Source organism: Dyella sp. (genome assembly GCF_035508675.1).
GTDB lineage: Bacteria > Pseudomonadota > Gammaproteobacteria > Xanthomonadales > Rhodanobacteraceae > Dyella_B.
Genome location: NZ_DATJMN010000066.1, coordinates 1 through 13623 on the forward strand (window position 1 = coordinate 1; position 13623 = coordinate 13623).

At 65.0% G+C, this 13623-nt stretch carries 13 protein-coding genes and 1 pseudogene; 2 read left to right on the forward strand and 12 right to left on the reverse strand.

The annotated features are described in order from the left end of the window. Positions 1–192: pseudogene (locus VMA74_RS03970) on the forward strand (hypothetical protein); the annotation flags it as partial. Here the strand turns inward: VMA74_RS03970 and ilvA are convergent. The 12 genes from ilvA to VMA74_RS04030 form a co-directional block, all read right to left on the reverse strand. Then, positions 181–1740 carry a threonine ammonia-lyase, biosynthetic gene (ilvA, locus tag VMA74_RS03975; RefSeq protein WP_325365027.1) on the reverse strand — a complete coding sequence of 520 codons (1560 nt, stop codon included), beginning with the start codon at positions 1738–1740 and terminating at the stop codon, positions 181–183. The pseudogene VMA74_RS03970 and the gene ilvA overlap by 12 nt on opposite strands. After that, complete coding sequence (ilvN, locus tag VMA74_RS03980) at positions 1737–1976, reverse strand: acetolactate synthase small subunit (protein WP_192676522.1); 240 nt, start codon at positions 1974–1976, stop codon at positions 1737–1739. The genes ilvA and ilvN overlap by 4 nt, the downstream gene beginning before the upstream one ends. 43 nt (positions 1977–2019) lie before the next feature. Beyond that, positions 2020–3888 carry a biosynthetic-type acetolactate synthase large subunit gene (gene ilvB, locus VMA74_RS03985; protein WP_325365052.1) on the reverse strand — a complete coding sequence of 623 codons (1869 nt, stop codon included), beginning with the start codon at positions 3886–3888 and terminating at the stop codon, positions 2020–2022. 83 nt (positions 3889–3971) lie between these two features. Then, a complete protein-coding gene (locus VMA74_RS03990) occupies positions 3972–4286 on the reverse strand; it encodes a hypothetical protein (protein ID WP_325365032.1) in 315 nt (104 codons plus the stop codon). 76 nt (positions 4287–4362) lie between these two features. Continuing rightward, entirely contained in the window at positions 4363–5376 is a 1014-nt protein-coding gene (gene ilvC / locus VMA74_RS03995; protein ID WP_325365034.1) for a ketol-acid reductoisomerase, read from the reverse strand. Positions 5377–5462: 86 nt separating this feature from the next. Beyond that, complete coding sequence (gene leuB / locus VMA74_RS04000) at positions 5463–6554, reverse strand: 3-isopropylmalate dehydrogenase (RefSeq protein WP_325365036.1); 1092 nt, start codon at positions 6552–6554, stop codon at positions 5463–5465. Then, positions 6551–7135 (reverse strand): 3-isopropylmalate dehydratase small subunit, encoded by a 585-nt coding sequence (gene leuD / locus VMA74_RS04005; protein WP_325365038.1) that lies wholly within the window; start codon positions 7133–7135, stop codon positions 6551–6553. The genes leuB and leuD overlap by 4 nt, the downstream gene beginning before the upstream one ends. Next, positions 7132–8544: a 3-isopropylmalate dehydratase large subunit gene (gene leuC, locus VMA74_RS04010; RefSeq protein ID WP_325365040.1), complete on the reverse strand. Its 1413-nt coding sequence runs from the start codon at positions 8542–8544 to the stop codon at positions 7132–7134. Before leuC ends, leuD begins: the two co-directional genes overlap by 4 nt. Beyond that, positions 8541–9479, reverse strand: coding sequence for a branched-chain amino acid transaminase (locus tag VMA74_RS04015; RefSeq protein ID WP_325365042.1), 939 nt, complete (start codon positions 9477–9479; stop codon positions 8541–8543). The genes leuC and VMA74_RS04015 overlap by 4 nt, the downstream gene beginning before the upstream one ends. Continuing rightward, positions 9476–11083: a 2-isopropylmalate synthase gene (locus tag VMA74_RS04020; protein ID WP_325365044.1), complete on the reverse strand. Its 1608-nt coding sequence runs from the start codon at positions 11081–11083 to the stop codon at positions 9476–9478. Before VMA74_RS04020 ends, VMA74_RS04015 begins: the two co-directional genes overlap by 4 nt. A 626-nt stretch (positions 11084–11709) precedes the next feature. Continuing rightward, on the reverse strand, positions 11710–12309 hold the full coding sequence (locus VMA74_RS04025) for a GNAT family N-acetyltransferase (protein WP_325365046.1): 600 nt from the start codon (positions 12307–12309) through the stop codon (positions 11710–11712). After that, complete coding sequence (locus VMA74_RS04030; RefSeq protein WP_325365048.1) at positions 12309–12515, reverse strand: YdcH family protein; 207 nt, start codon at positions 12513–12515, stop codon at positions 12309–12311. Before VMA74_RS04030 ends, VMA74_RS04025 begins: the two co-directional genes overlap by 1 nt. A 107-nt stretch (positions 12516–12622) precedes the next feature. Here VMA74_RS04030 and ttcA point away from each other — a divergent pair, with 107 nt between their 5' ends. Continuing rightward, positions 12623–13501, forward strand: coding sequence for a tRNA 2-thiocytidine(32) synthetase TtcA (ttcA, locus tag VMA74_RS04035; RefSeq protein ID WP_325365050.1), 879 nt, complete (start codon positions 12623–12625; stop codon positions 13499–13501). Positions 13502–13623 lie beyond the last annotated feature (122 nt).

A 13623-nucleotide genomic window follows, 5' to 3' on the forward strand; every position in this document is an offset into this window, starting at 1 on the left:
GACCACATCGGTTTCGAGGTAAGCCGCGACGAACTGCGGGTCTATGCGGACAAGTTGAACACTTTCGACGTCGAACACTTCATGGCACGCGAAGACACTGCACTCTATTTCATGGACTACGACAACCACGTCTTCGAGCTGGACGCCGGCGGCTCCATCGACGAAGCGCTGAACGGCCTGCTACGCGCGTAGCAACAGCCGATACGCCGGGTTGTCGCTCTCATCCACATGGGGATACCCGAGCGCGGCGAGAAATTGCTGCAGCAGCGCCAGTTCGCCGGGCGGCACCTGGATGCCGACCAGGATGCGGCCGTAGTCCGCACCGTGATTGCGGTAATGGAACAGGCTGATGTTCCAGTCCGGATGCATGCGATCCAGAAAACGCGCCAGCGCCCCGGGGCGTTCGGGGAAGTCGAAGCGATACAGGCGCTCGTCGCGCGCCAACGGCGAACGTCCGCCGATCATATGGCGCAAATGCAGCTTGGCCAGTTCGTCGTCGGTCAGGTCGAGCACGCCGAACCCGCTGGCGCGGAAAGCTTCCGCCAGGGCTTCGCGTTCGCCGCGTTTGGCCGTCTGTACGCCCACGAAGATATGCGCGGCCTGCGCGTCGCCGATGCGGTAATTGAACTCGGTGATCGCATGCAGGCCCAGTGCGCCGCAGAAGCGGCGAAAGCTGCCGCGCTGTTCCGGAATCGTCACCGCAAACACCGCTTCGCGCGCCTCGCCCACTTCCGCGCGCTCGGCGACGAAACGCAAGCGGTCGAAATTCATATTGGCGCCGGAAACCACCGCCACTACGGCACCCTCGCACGCGCCGCGCGCAGCCACATACTGTTTCAAGCCGGCCAGGGCCAGCGCGCCGGAGGGTTCGGGAATGCTGCGCGTGTCCTGGTAGATATCGCGGATCGCCGCGCAAATCGCATCGGTGTCCACGCGCAGCACATCATCCAGATACGCGCGGCATAGCGAAAAGGTCAGCGTGCCGACCTGTTTCACCGCCGTGCCGTCGGCAAACAGACCCACGTCATCCAGCACGATGCGCTCGTCGGCGGCCAGCGCACGGGCCATCGCGTCGGCATCGTTGGCCTGCACGCCGATCACGCGCACGTCCGGGCGGCGCGCCTTGATCACCGCCGCCATGCCGGCGGCGATGCCGCCGCCGCCGATCGGCACGAATACCGCATGCAGCGCGCCGGCATGCTGGGCCAGCAATTCCAGACCAATGGTGGCCTGCCCGGCAATCACATCCAGGTCATCGAACGGATGGACGAAGTTCGCCCCTAGCTCCTCGCACAGGCGCAGCGCTTCGGCCTGCGCGTCGCTGTAGGAGTCGCCCTGCAAGATCACCTCGACATGCGCGCCGCCGAAGCGACGCACCGCATCCACTTTTACCCGCGGCGCCGTCACTGGCATCACGATGGTGGCGCGGATCGCCAGGCGCTGCGCCGCCAGCGCCACGCCTTGCGCATGATTGCCGGCGGACGCGGCGATCACGCCCCGCGCGCGCTCGGCCGCATCGAGCTGCGCCATGCGGTTGTACGCACCGCGCAGCTTGAACGAAAACACCGGCTGCTGGTCCTCCCGCTTGAGCAGCACCTGGGCGCCCAGCCGCGCGGACAGCAGCGATGCCGGTTCCAGTGCCGTGTGCGCGGCCACTTCGTACACCCGCGCCGCCTCGGCGCGCCGCAAGACCGACGCCGCGCTCGGTGCCGTGTCGCGCTCGGCCGGCCGTGCGTTCATGCCTGCGCCGGATGCTCAACCTGCAATACATCGACCAGCTTGCGCGTCTGCTGCAGGATCTGGCTGAGGGTGGCGTCGTCGCCGCGCACGGTCAGCGTCAGGCGCGACACCGCCGGATCCGCGGTGGCCGCTACGGTCAGCGTATCGATGTTGTGGCCGCGCGCGGCAAACAGCCCCGCGACGCGAACCAGCGCGCCGGCTTCGTTCTGCAAAAGGATGGAAAGCGTGTGCTGCATGGCCGGTACCTGTGGATGTGTCGTGCCGTAATGGAGAGGGCGGTCAGAAACTGTCGGAAGCGGCCGCCTCGCCCGTATGGGCGACCGTGCGCGCGGGAATGAAGTCGCCGGTGATCATCTGCGAGTAATTGGCGCCGGGACCGACCATCGGATACACGCCGGCATCGGGATCGATCATCACTTCCAGGAATGCCGGCCCGTCGAATGCGAGGAATTCGGCCACGGTGGCGGCCAGCTCCGCGCGCCGTTCCAGCCGTCGCGCCCAGCCAAAACCATCGGCTTCGGCGGCCCGCACGAAATCCTTGCGGTGCAGACTCTTGTCAGAGGAGGCAAAGCGGCCCTTGAAGAACAGCTTCTGCCACTGCCGCACCATGCCGTCGCCGACATTGTTGAGCACCACGATCTTCACCGGCAGGCCGTAGGTGGTGACGGTTTCCAGCTCGCCCAGGTTCATGCGGATGCTGGCGTCGCCGTCCACGTCGATCACCAGCGCATCGCGCCGCGCAAACTGCGCGCCGACCGCGGCCGGCAGGCCGAAGCCCATCGTGCCCATCGAGCCGGAGGTGAGCCAATGCCGCGGTGAGCGGAAATCCAGGTATTGCGCCGCCCACATCTGGTGCTGGCCCACGCCGGTGCTGATGATGGCGCGGCCTTGGCTGTGGCGATTGATTTCCTCCAGCACCGCATACGGCTGGATCAGGGCGCTGTCGCGGTCGTAGTTCATCGCATGCTTGCGTTTGAGCGCGGCGACGTGCGCGTGCCAGTCGGCCAGTACGGGCCGATGGCCATGCAGTTTGCCGTACTGCGTCAGGCGTTGCAGCGCGCGGTCCAGTGGGCCGACGTGATGCCAGTCGGCCGCTTTTACCTTGTTGATCTCGGCCGGGTCGATGTCGATGTGCGCAATGAATTTCGCTCGCGGCGCGAATTGGGACGGCACGCCGGCGACGCGATCATCGAAGCGCGCGCCCAGCGCGAACAGGAAATCGCAATCCTCCACCGCGTAATTGGCATACGCGGTGCCATGCATGCCCAGCATGTTCAGCGCCAGCGGATGGGTGGTGTCGAAACTGCCGATACCCATCAAAGTGGTGGTGACGGGCAGGCCGAAGCTGTCGGCGAACTCGCGCAGCAAGGCCGCCGCGCCGCTGGCGATCACGCCGCCGCCCGCGTAGATCAGGGGGCGCTTGGCCTGCAGCAGGGCCTGGAAAAACGCAGCGCAGTCGGCATCGCTCAGCGTGGCCTGCTCGATCGCGCGCAGGCGTGCGCGATAGCCGGGCAACGGCAGTTCCTGCTTGCCGTCGAACACGACGGCGGCGTTCTGCACGTCCTTGGGCACGTCGACCACCACGGGGCCGGGCCGGCCGCTGCGCGCGATGGTGAAGGCGGTGCGCAAGGTGGCTTCCAGTTTTTCCGCCTCGGTCACCAGGAACACGTGCTTGGCGCACGCGCTCATGATGTTGCTGACGGGGGCCTCCTGGAAGGCGTCGCTGCCGATCGCTTGCGTCGCCACCTGGCCGCAGATCACCACCATCGGAACCGAATCGGCGGCCGAATCGCGCACCGGCGTCACCATGTTGGTAGCGCCCGGACCGGAGGTCACCACGGCCACGCCGACCTTGCCCGACGCACGCGCAAATCCCGCGGCCATGAAACCCGCGCCTTGCTCGTTGGCCGGCACGATCAGCGGCATCGGCTCGCTGCCATCAGGCCTCAAGTGTTCCGCGTTGTGGCGGAACACGGCATCGTAGACCGGCAGGATCGCGCCGCCGGAATAGCCAAACAGTACCTCTACGCCTTCATCCGCCAGCACTTGTACGACGACATCCGCACCGCTCATGGCAGTGCCTGCCAGCGGGTGGTGCGCGACGGCCGGTTCGGCCTCGGCGACGGGTGTGAGTTTCAGCAATGGCATGTTCACGTCGGTCCCTTGGTGTTATTTGAAGCGGGTGATGCTGTTGGTGTGGTGAGCGAAACGGCTTTCAGGAAATGCGCCTGTCAGACATCGGCAGGCACGCCATACATCTCCACGATGCGCGCGTCCTGCGCCTTGGCGGAAAAGAGCTCCCATTCGATGCCGTTCACGTCCAGCGTGCTGGCAAAGCCTTCTACGTCGTCATCTTCGAAGCCGATGTGCCGCAACTGGCCGGCACGTTCGGCGTGCTGGTTGATCGAGAAATTCAGCAGTTGCGTGCGCCACATCGCGTACTTGCCCTGGACCACCACGGTGGGCGGCTGGCCAAGTCGCACGCTGTAATCGGCGATGGAGGCGCCGAGGTCGCGAACGGCAAGGGCGATGTGGAAACGTTTCATGGCTGCATTCCCATCAGGAACCATGCGGCGCTCACGGGCCGGAGGCAGGGGGAGCCGAGTGAGCGCCGCATGGTGTTCAACCGACCTTCTTCAGCGCTGGCTGGGCTTTGGCGCCGGCCTGCAGCCACGGCATGCGTGCGCGCAACTTGGCGCCGACCTGTTCGATCGGATGGTCGAGATCGGCTTGCTTCCACTTCTTGTAGTTCGGCAGGCCGGCCTGGTATTCGGCAATCCAGTTACGCGTGAAGGTGCCGTCCTGGATGTCCTTGAGCACGGCCTTCATGCGCTCCTTGGTGCCGGCGTCGATCACGCGCGGGCCGCTCACGTAGTCGCCGTACTGCGCGGTTTCGGAGACGAACTCCAGCATCTTGGTGATGCCGCCTTCGTAGAACAGATCGACGATCAGCTTCAGTTCGTGCAGCACTTCGTAATAGGCGATCTCGGGCTGATAGCCGGCTTCCACCAGGGTTTCGAAGCCCTTCATCACCAGCTCGCTGGCGCCGCCGCACAGCACGGCCTGCTCGCCGAACAGATCGGTTTCGGTTTCTTCCTTGAAATCGGTCTTGATCAGCATGGCGCGTGCCCCGCCCAGGCCCGCGGCATAGGCGGTGGCTTTTTCTTCAGCGTGGCCGCTCACGTCCTGGTGCACGGCGTAGATGCAGGGGACGCCGCGGCCGCGCTCGTATTCGGTGCGCACCAGCGCGCCCGGGCCCTTCGGCGCGACCAGCACCACGTCAATGTCGGCGCGCGGTTCGATCAGCTTGAAATGCACGTTCAAGCCATGCGCGAACAGCAGCACGGCGCCGGGCTTGATGTTCGGCTCGATCGATTCCTTGTACAGCGTGGGCTGCACCATGTCCGGCGTCAGCACGGCAACCAGGTCCGCGCTGCGCACGGCTTCGGCCGGCTCGACCACGTGGAAACCGTCGGCGACGGCCTTGTGCCAGGTGGGGCCGTTCGGGCGCAGGCCGACGACGACATCCAGGCCGGAGTCTTTCAGGTTGAGCGCGTGGGCGCGCCCCTGGCTGCCGTAGCCAAGAACGGCAATGCGCGCCTTGGCGAGCGATTCGGTGGTGGCGGTGGTGCTCATGCGGTGACTCCTGCGTCGGTATGGGTTGGTTTGGTTGCGTGAGTAGAGGAATGGAGTTGTGTGATCGGATCGCTAGGCATCGTGCTTCAGCCGCAGGCGCGCAGGCCGCTTAGAAAGGCGGGCGTGGCGACGTCGTCCAAGGCAGCGATCACCGCATCGCGGATTTGCTGCGTGCCGGCGCTGCCGCCGATATCGCGGCTGTGCGGGCCGTTGCTCAGCACGTGGCTGACGGCGGCCTCGATGGTGGTGGCCTCCACGTCCAGCTCCAGCGAGTGGCGCAGCAACAAGGCGGCGGACAGGATCGCGCCCAGCGGATTGGCCACGCCCTGGCCGGCGATGTCCGGTGCGGAGCCATGGATCGGTTCGTACAAGCCGACCTTGCCTTCGCCCAGCGACGCGGACGGCAGCAGGCCGAGCGAGCCGGCCAGGGCGGCGGCTTCGTCGGTGAGGATGTCGCCGAACAGGTTTTCGGTGACGATCACGTCGTAGCGCGAGGGCTGCGTCAGCAGCAGCATCGCCATCGAATCGACCAGCTGATGTTCCAGCTTCACGTCCGGATAGTCGGCGGCGATGCGCGTGACCGTGCTGCGCCACAGGCGCGAGGTTTCCAGCACGTTGGCCTTGTCCACCGAGGTGACGTGCTGGCGGCGTTCGCGCGCCAGCTCGAAGGCGCGGCGCGTGACGCGCTCGACTTCGGCCACGGTGTACTTGCACTCGTCGGTGGCAGTGTCGGTGGTGCGCGTCTTGGCGCCGAAGTAGGCGCCGCCGGTCAGTTCGCGCACGAACAGCACGTCGACGTTCTTGAGCTTTTCGTTCTTCAGCGGCGACAGCGACGCCAAGGCCGGATGCACCTGCAGCGGACGCAAGTTGGCGAATACGCCCAGTGCGGCGCGAATGGCGAGCAGGCCTTGCTCGGGGCGCACTTTTGCCTGCGGGTCGGACCACTTCGGTCCGCCCACCGCGCCCAGCAGCACGGCGTCTGCGCTCTTGCAGGCGGCCAGGGTGGCGGCCGGCAGCGGTTCGCCGGTGGCGTCGATCGCGCAACCGCCGATCAGCTGCGATTCGAAGTCAAAGGTATGGCCGCTGCGTTCGGCAACGGCTTGCAGTACGGCAACGGCCGCGTCGAGAACTTCGGGGCCTACGCCGTCGCCGGGTAGGGTAACGATGCGCGCCTTCATGCCGCTTTCTCCTGAGTCTGTTCGTAGTGAGTGATGGCGTCGTGGTGTTGCAGCAGGAAGCCGAGCTGGTCGACGCCGTTGAGCAGGCAATGCCGTGCGAAGGCTTCCAGCTGGAAGCGGATGCGTCCGCCATCGGGCAGTTCGATGGCCTGTTCGCGCACGTCGATGGAAAGCTCGATGCCGGGCTTCTTCAGCAGCCAGCGGTGTTCGGCTTCATCCAGCACGATGGCCAGCAGGCCGTTCTTCAGCGCGTTGCCGCGGAAGATGTCGGCGATCTCGCTGCACAGCACGGCCTGGATGCCGTAGTCGAGCAGCGCCCACGGTGCGTGCTCGCGCGAGGAGCCGCAGCCGAAGTTGCGGCCGGCAACAAGGATCGAGCAACCCTTCGCTTCCGGCTTGTTGAGCGGGAAATCCGGGTTGTCGCTGCCGTCCTGGCGATAGCGCCAGTCGTTGAAGCAGAACTTGCCCAGGCCTGCGCGTTCGGTGGTGGTCAGGAAGCGCGCGGGGATGATGCGGTCGGTGTCGATGTTTTCATCGAGCAGCACGGCGGTGCGTGAGTGGATGCGGGTTACGGGCTTCATGCAGCCACCTCCGTCAGGTATTCGCGTGGATCGGCAATCGCGCCGGCAATCGCGGATGCGGCGGCCGTTGCCGGGCTGGCCAGCACGGTGCGTGCGCCCTTGCCCTGGCGGCCCTCGAAGTTGCGGTTGGAGGTACTCACGACCAGTTGCCCCGGCTGCGCCAGGTCGCCATTCATGGCAATGCACATCGAGCAGCCAGGAATGCGCCATTCGGCGCCGGCAGCCAGGAACACCTCGTGCAAGCCTTCCTTCTCTGCATCGCGACGCACCGCTTCGGAGCCGGGCACGACCAGTACGCGCACGCCCTTGGCGACGCTGCGGCCACGCATGACATTGGCGGCTTCGCGCAGATCCGACAGGCGCGAATTGGTGCAGCTGCCGATGAACACCACGTCCACCGCAGTGCCTTGCATGGGCTGATTCGCTTTCGCTTGCATGTAATCCAGTGCGCGCTGCTCCACCGCATTGCGTGCAGCGGGCACTGGCTTGTCCATCGCGATCGCCATGCCTGGATGCGTGCCGTAGGTAACGGTGGGGCGGATCTGGCTGGCATCGATGCGCACTTCGCGATCGTACTTGGCGCCTTCGTCGCTGCGCAGGCCGCGCCAGGCTTGCACGGCGGTGTCCCATGCTGCGCCTTGCGGCGCACGCGGGCGGCCTTTCAGCCATGCAAAGGTGGTTTCATCGGGAGCGATCAGACCCGCGCGCGCACCGGCTTCGATCGACATGTTGCACACTGTCATGCGCTCTTCCATCGACAGCGCTTCGATCGCTTCGCCACGGTACTCCAGCACGTAGCCGGTACCGCCGTCGACGCCGATCTCGCCGATGATGTGCAGGATCAGGTCTTTGGCGCCCACGCCGCGCGGCAGCTTGCCGTCAACGTGGATGGCGAAGGTTTTCGGCTTGCGTTGCAGCAGGCACTGGGTGGCCATCACATGGCCGACCTCGGTGGTGCCGATGCCGAAGGCCAGCGCGCCGAATGCGCCATGGGTGGAGGTGTGGCTGTCGCCGCAGACGATGGTCATGCCCGGCTGCGTGGCGCCGAGTTCGGGGCCGATCACGTGCACGATGCCGCGATCGCTGCTGTCCCAGCCATACAGCTGCACGCCGAATTCGCGGCAGTTGGCTTCCAGCTGCGCCACCTGCGCTTTCGCTTCGGCGTTGGCGTACGGACGCTCGCCGTTCGCTGCCGGCGGCAAGGTGGGCGTGGAATGATCCAGCGTCGCCAGCGTGCGATCGGGACGGCGCAGTTTCAGGCCGCGCGAACGCAATTCGCTGAAGGCTTGCGGCGAGGTGACTTCGTGCACCAGGTGCAGGTCGACGTACAGCACGGCCGGCGTATCGGCGCTCTCGGGCGCTACGACGTGAGCATCCCAAATTTTCTCGAATAATGTGCGGGCGCTCATGCCGCCTCCTTTGCGGTAGTGGTTTCAACGTGGGTCAGCCAGCCGTAACGGTCTTGCGTGCGACCGTCGAACAGGCCGAAGAAGGCCTCGCGCAGCGCGCGGGTGATCGGACCGGGCGCACCGTTGCCGACGGCCTTGCGGTCGACCGAGCGCACCGGCGTGATCTCGGCGGCGGTGCCGGTCATGAAAACTTCGTCGGCGGTGTACAGCGCTTCGCGCGGCAGATCGCGTTCTTCCACGACATAGCCCATGTCGGTGGCCAGCGTGATCACCGAATCGCGCGTGATGCCGGCCAGGATGCCGGCGCTCGATGGCGGCGTCAGCAGCTTTCCGCGCTTGACCAGGAACAGGTTCTCGCCCGCGCCTTCGCTCAGCAGGCCGTTGTAACCTAGCGCAATGCCTTCGTCGAAACCGCCGCGACGCGCTTCCAGGCCGATTAACTGGCTGCTCAGGTAATTACCGCCGGCCTTGGCCCAGCTTGGAAAAGTGTTTGGTGCAGGGCGATTCCACGAGGACACGCACACGTCCGCCCCCCGCTCGGCCGCTTCGCCCAGGTACGCACCCCATGCCAAAGCCATGATCGCGACGTCGACGGGCGCGCCGTCCCTGGGGAGAACGCCGAGCCCGCCGGCGCCGCGAAAGACAATCGGTCGTACATAAGCCGATGCCATCCGGTTGGCGCGAATCACTTCCAGGCAAGCTTGGTTGATCTCTTCTTCGCTGTAGCCGATCTCGATCTCGTACACGCGCGCCGATTCGAACAGGCGGCGGGTGTGCTCGGCCAGGCGGAAATAGGCGGGCCCTTCCGGTGTCGCGTACACGCGCTCGCCTTCGAATACGGACGAGCCGTAGTGCAGGGCATGCGTGCTGACGTGCACCGTGGCTTCAGCCCAGGGCTTGATGCGGCCGTTGTGCCAAAGGAAGGACGTACTCATGCGGTGGCTCCTTGGAGTGCGGGTGCATCGGCGCGGCTGTCGCGGATCTGCCGCTCGATGCGATTGACGATGGCGAGTGCGGCGTGCGCCGTCGCTTCGATGATGTCGGTGCTGACGCTGCTGCCATGCCAGTCGCGCTGGGCGTGGCGTGCGACGAGTTGCGCATGGCCCTGCGCGTCGCCGCCTTCGCTGATCGCGCGCACCTGGAAGCGGGTCAGCAGCATGTCGGTGCCGGTGGCGCGTTCGATCGCGCGCAGCACGGCGTCGACCGGGCCGTCGCCGATGGCGGCCTCGCCGACTTCACGACCGTCTTCGTGGCGCAGCTTCACGTTGGCCGAAGCGCTGCCGCCCAGGTGCGAGCTGGTGTTGAGCTGGGTCAGATGCCATGGACCGGTAGCGTCCGGGTCCTGGTTCAGGGCCAGCGCTTCCAGGTCCTCGTCGCGGATGTCGCGCTTGCGGTCGGCCAGCGCCTTGAAGCGCTTGAACACGCTGTCCAGCGCTGCGTCGTCCAGCGGGTGGCCCAATGCTTCCAGGCGCTGGCGCAGCGCGTGGCGGCCGGAATGCTTGCCCAGCACCAGCGTGGTTTCGGCGATGCCGACGTCTTCCGGGCGCATGATTTCGTAGGTGCCGCGATGCTTGAGCATGCCGTGCTGATGGATGCCCGACTCGTGCGCAAAGGCGTTGTCGCCGACCACGGCCTTGTTGCGCTGTACCAATTGCCCGGTGACCTGGCTCAGCAGGCGCGAGGTGGGATACAGCTTGTGCGTGTCGATGTTGGTGCGCAGGCCGAAGCGTGGCGCGCGCACTTTCAGCGCCATCACGATTTCTTCCAGCGCGGCATTGCCGGCGCGTTCGCCGATGCCGTTGATGGTGCATTCCACCTGGCGCGCACCGCCGCTGACGGCAGCCAGGCTGTTGGCGACGGCCATCCCCAGGTCATCGTGGCAATGGGAGGAAAACACCGCCTTGTGCGCATCGCGCACGTGTTGGCGCAGGTAGGTGAACAGCTCGTAGATTTCGGCGGGCGTGGTATAGCCCACGGTGTCCGGAACGTTGACGGTGGTGGCGCCGGCGGCGATGGCGGCGCTGAAGACTTCAACCAGGAATTCCGGCTCGGTGCGCAAGGCGTCTTCGGCGGAGAATTCCACGTCAGCGCAGTATTTGCGCGCGTGCAGGATGGAGGCGACGGCGGTGTCCAGCACCTGCTGCTTGCTCATGCCGAGCTTGTGTTCGCGGTGCAGCGGGCTGGTGGAAAGAAACAGGTGGATGCGTGATCGGTGTGCGCGTTCCAGTGCGCGTGCGGCAGTGTCGATATCGCCGGTTTGACATCGTGCCAAGGCGCACACCGTGGTGTTGCGCAAAGTCTGTGCGATTTCCTCGACGGCGGCGAAATCATCCGGCGAGGCTTGCGGAAAACCGGCTTCCAACACATCGACACCCAGCGATTCCAGTGCTTGTGCCATGCACAACTTTGCGCGCCGATCCATGGAAAACCCGGGGGCCTGTTCGCCGTCACGCAAGGTCGTGTCGAAAATGCGTACGCGATCTTCGGCACTTTCCGTACTTTCGCCGGGGTCGTTCGGTTGTGCTGTTGCAGAGGTCATGGCCTGGCTCCGTTAGGGTGATGACGAGGGCGATAAAAAACCCCGCATCCTGGTGGGTGCGGGGTTCTTTGGGGTATCTAGGTCAGTTTTGCTTTACCTTGACACGCGTCCTCAGCCCGCACCTCCGTTGGTAATGAGGAGTACGAGTACAAGGGAAATAAGAAGGAGGCCGACGGCCGGCAACACGTCGATCGACGTCGGTGGACGGATCGCGGCGATGAATTCGCGGTGGCTGTTGCGTTGCGGCATGTCGTCGAACGTACGGCATGCCGCGCGGACGTGTCAACTACTTTTTTATGAGAAATCTTCCAAATTGTCGATTCGCGCGTGTATGGATGGCTAAACGTCCATATGGATCAAGCACTCGCGAGCCATTTGGTTTCATGCGCAACCACGGGTTGTTGCATTGGAAACTAAATGCGAGGCGCGTTTGTCGGCGGAATTAAGACTGCAAGGCGAGTCCGTTCCATCACCCTATCGGCGTTGGCGGAAGGATCATCAACATCGGCAGCACCAGCGCAGACCGCATGCCATTTTTCAAGGGCGGTATGCGCATGGCAACGTTGGAGTTCGGCGACGCCTCATCACCAGTATCTACACAAGCCCCCGCAGGGGCGTAGATCGGCTTAGTTTTGCGCACTCAGCCGGGTCAGCCGCATTGTCAGCCAGCGCTGCACATCCGGCCATTCGCCGGCAAGGATCGAATAGCACACGGTGTCACGCAGCGAGCCGTCCGGACGGCGCTTATGGGCACGCAGCACGCCATCCTTGTGCGCGCCCAGGCGTTCGATGGCGCGTTGCGAATCCAGGTTGCGATGGTCGGTATGGAACTCCACCGCCACGCAGCCGAGCGTCTCGAAGGCGTGCTGCAGCAGCAGGCGCTTGCAGGCGGTGTTGAGGTGGCTCTTCTGCCAGCGTTTCGCATACCAGGTGTAGCCGATGGCGATGCGCGGCAGCTCCGGCACGAAATCATAGAAGCGCGTGGTGCCAACGATCTGGCCGCTGCTTTTCTCGCGCACCGCAAACGGCAGCATGGCGTTGGCCGCCAGGCCGGCGAGCGCCTTTTCGATATAGCCGCTGGCCTGGCCTGGCGCCGGGGCACTGGTGAACCACAGGTTCCACAGCTCGCCGTCTGCCGCCGCCGCTTCGAGATCGGGGGCGTGGTGCGGGGCGAGGGGTTCCAGCAGGACGTGGTCGTCCTGGAGCGTCGTCGGGGTGAGGGTCATCAGGCGTCCAGATCCGGAATGAGCTTGCTTTCCAGCCGCGCAATCGCGTCCTTCAGCAACAGCTTGCGCTTTTTCATGCGGGTGATCTGCAGCTCGTCACAGCCGATCGAGCTGGACATCTGCTGGATCGCCACGTCCAGATCGCGGTGTTCCTGGCGCAATTCGGCCAGCAGATGGGCGATCTGGGCGGGGTCCTGGACCTGCATGGCTGTGTTGCACGGGCGGCAATGAGAGAAGCAGCAATTGTAGCGCGCCGGGACAGCGGCAGCAGGGCAGCTACAATAAACGCTTGCCTGCCTTCCGTGTGTCGCCCATGTCCGCCCATCCCGAGGCCACTCCACCCGATCTCGCCCGCAAGCGCGCCTACGAGGCTGCCAAGCTGGCCAAACGCTTGCGTCATCAGGTCGGCCAGGCGATTGCCGATTTCAATATGATCGAGGACGGCGACAAGCTGATGGTGTGCCTGTCCGGCGGCAAGGATTCCTACACCATGCTCGATGTCCTGCTGTCATTGCAGGCCAAGGCGCCGGTGCGCTTCGAGCTGGTCGCGGTGAATCTGGATCAGAAGCAGCCGGGTTTTCCCGAACACGTACTGCCGCAGTACCTCACCGGGCGCGGCGTGCCGTTCCACATCATCGAGCAAGACACCTACAGCACCGTCACCCGCGTGATCCCTGAAGGCAAGACCATGTGCAGCCTGTGCTCGCGCCTGCGCCGCGGCGCGCTGTACCACTGGGCGGCGGAAAACGGCATCACCAAGATTGCATTGGGCCATCATCGCGACGACATTCTCGCCACCTTCTTCCTCAATCTGTTCCATCAGGCAAGCCTGAAGGCGATGCCGCCCAAGCTGCGTTCGGATGATGGCCGGCATGTGGTGATCCGTCCGCTGGCGTACTGCAAGGAAAGCGACATTGCCGAATACGCCGAACACAAGCAGTTTCCGATCATTCCCTGTAATCTTTGCGGCTCGCAGGAGAACTTGCAGCGCAAGGCGGTCGGCCGCATGGTGCAAGACTGGGAACGTCAGTTTCCTGGACGCAGTGAAACCATGTTTCGTGCGCTGGGCAACGTGGCTCCCGCGCAATTGGCGGATCGCAAGCTGTTCGATTTCGCTTCGCTGGGCTCGCGTGAAGGCGCCAGGCGCGCCGACGCGCATGGCTGGCTGGCGGGAACCGAAGGTGACAACTAGGAGCCTGTCGGATTTGAATGGTCGAGGCGAAAATTCGACTGCGCGAGGACAGAAGTTCGGCGATGCGCCGGCCCATAGTGGTTCTATGGGTCAAGCAGCGACGGACATATGGACCGCGCAGT

Bases quoted from the DNA above. Each gene is read 5' to 3' on its own strand.
- VMA74_RS04025 (WP_325365046.1), bottom strand. From the start codon at position 12,309: ATGACCCTCACCCCGACGACGCTCCAGGACGACCACGTCCTGCTGGAA.
- VMA74_RS04030 (WP_325365048.1), bottom strand. From the start codon at position 12,515: ATGCAGGTCCAGGACCCCGCCCAGATCGCCCATCTGCTGGCCGAATTG.
- leuB (WP_325365036.1), bottom strand. From the start codon at position 6,554: ATGAAGGCGCGCATCGTTACCCTACCCGGCGACGGCGTAGGCCCCGAA.
- ilvC (WP_325365034.1), bottom strand. From the start codon at position 5,376: ATGAGCACCACCGCCACCACCGAATCGCTCGCCAAGGCGCGCATTGCC.
- VMA74_RS03990 (WP_325365032.1), bottom strand. From the start codon at position 4,286: ATGAAACGTTTCCACATCGCCCTTGCCGTTCGCGACCTCGGCGCCTCC.
- ttcA (WP_325365050.1), top strand. From the start codon at position 12,623: ATGTCCGCCCATCCCGAGGCCACTCCACCCGATCTCGCCCGCAAGCGC.
- ilvN (WP_192676522.1), bottom strand. From the start codon at position 1,976: ATGCAGCACACGCTTTCCATCCTTTTGCAGAACGAAGCCGGCGCGCTG.
- ilvA (WP_325365027.1), bottom strand. From the start codon at position 1,740: ATGAACGCACGGCCGGCCGAGCGCGACACGGCACCGAGCGCGGCGTCG.
- leuC (WP_325365040.1), bottom strand. From the start codon at position 8,544: ATGAGCGCCCGCACATTATTCGAGAAAATTTGGGATGCTCACGTCGTA.
- VMA74_RS04020 (WP_325365044.1), bottom strand. From the start codon at position 11,083: ATGACCTCTGCAACAGCACAACCGAACGACCCCGGCGAAAGTACGGAA.
- leuD (WP_325365038.1), bottom strand. From the start codon at position 7,135: ATGAAGCCCGTAACCCGCATCCACTCACGCACCGCCGTGCTGCTCGAT.
- ilvB (WP_325365052.1), bottom strand. From the start codon at position 3,888: ATGCCATTGCTGAAACTCACACCCGTCGCCGAGGCCGAACCGGCCGTC.
- VMA74_RS04015 (WP_325365042.1), bottom strand. From the start codon at position 9,479: ATGAGTACGTCCTTCCTTTGGCACAACGGCCGCATCAAGCCCTGGGCT.